This window comes from Mesorhizobium sp. M0145, from assembly GCF_040322355.1.
Classification (GTDB): Bacteria; Pseudomonadota; Alphaproteobacteria; order Rhizobiales; family Rhizobiaceae; genus Mesorhizobium.
Window position 1 is genome coordinate 1 of the sequence record NZ_JAMYTK010000066.1, and the last position, 1,524, is coordinate 1,524.

The 1,524-nt window shown below is 65.6% G+C and carries 1 protein-coding gene; it reads right to left on the bottom strand.

The window, feature by feature from the left end:
* Nucleotides 1-35: 35 nt before the first annotated feature.
* A complete protein-coding gene (locus NKJ28_RS32915; RefSeq protein ID WP_352579917.1) occupies nt 36-1,340 on the bottom strand; it encodes an IS4 family transposase in 1,305 nt (434 codons plus the stop codon).
* Nucleotides 1,341-1,524 lie beyond the last annotated feature (184 nt).

Here is a 1,524-nt window from a genome sequence, read left to right on the forward strand (position 1 = left end):
GGGCTAGCGTGCGCACACATCTGATTTGGCGGGGATTAGTTTGGATTTGCAAGAGCGAAGCCCTCGGCGATGGCGTGGAAGCGTTTTAGCCCATTGGAGAAGGTGACGGGGCCTGGCGGCCGCTCCTTTGCGTAGCCGTTCCATCCGCCGAGCCGGGCGATGCACCAGGCGGCCCAGGCGAGCGTGTGTTGCGGATGCGGGTTGTTCTGCTTTTGGGTTTTGCCTTCGAGTCTGGCAATCAGCGCCTCCAGCACGGTGATCTCGGCGGGGCTGAAGAGGCGAGCGGCCTTGAAGGTGCGGCCGGCGGCATCGCGCCCGTGCACGAGTTGCATGACCCTGACGGCGACGATCAGCGCGGTCGCGGCCAGCCGTTCGAGTGCCTCACCATCGGCAAGCAGGCTTTCCTCCAGATCGATGGCCTGCGACTTCACGGTTCGGAACAGCTGTTCGACGGTCCAGCGCAACCGGTAGAGATCGACCATGCGGCAAGCGTCGGCGAGCGTTTTGACCGTGTGAGTGGTCAACAGTCGCCAGATCACCGCCTCCTTGGGCGAAGGCGGATCGATCTCGCGCACTTCGACGATGTTGAGCGTGATCTCGCGCGGATCGCGGCGGTCGGCACCAAGGTGCGGCTGGCGCAAGGCGACCTCGGCGAAGCGGACGGCCAGTTGCACCTTGCGCGCCAGTCGGCCGGGACGCGCCTGCAGCTCGAAGGCGATCCGGCCGGCTTCCGGCGTTTTGGCGATCTCGCCGAACAGACGGCCGCCCTGCTCACCCAGAGCCCGGTCGCGCACGGCGCGGATGAGCACATGCGTGCGCTCGTCAGGCAGCCTTGCCAGTACTTCGTAGATGTCGGCCTCGCGGTCGCCGATCACGGTAGCCAGCGGCGTGTCGGTCAGCGCCTGGCGGGCCGCCTTGGCGGTGGCGATCCATTTGTAGCTTTCCTTGGCTTCGATCGGCAGGGCTTGGTAGTCGTGCGCCTTCTGCCCCCGGCGCCGCCAGATCGTGGCAGCCGCAAGCCCCAGCACGGAACCGTCGGCGGCATCCACGGCCAGCGCCGGGTGGACGAACAGCCCGACATCCTTGCCGTTGCCGACACGCCCGAGGCCGCGCTTGCGCGAGGCCTTGGCCTCATAGTTGATCTCGCTGCTGTCCTCGATGATCAGCACATGGCGGCCGGCCGCCGCCTCGCCCGTTCGCGCCGCTGCCGTGCGCACGATCTCCTGCACCGTCACCTGGGGATTGCGAAACAGCCGCGTGAACGCAACTTGTTCCGCGCGCGTATCGGCCAGCCTGCGCAGGCCCACGCTGACGCGCGTGCACATGCGATCCAGCACCATGCTCCCCTTTTTTGCAGGCGCAGGTCGCCGAAGTATCCAAGTAGCGGTGCCATCGTCGAAACCTCCCGAATCAACAATGGCAGCTACAGAATCACACATGATTCCAACCCCGCAAGCCAAACCTGCTACCCAACCAAAACTCCCTTGACACCTCTCCGAAGCAGATGTGTGCGCACGCTAGCCC

Bases quoted from the DNA above. Each gene is read 5' to 3' on its own strand.
- NKJ28_RS32915 (WP_352579917.1), bottom strand. From the start codon at position 1,340: ATGGTGCTGGATCGCATGTGCACGCGCGTCAGCGTGGGCCTGCGCAGG.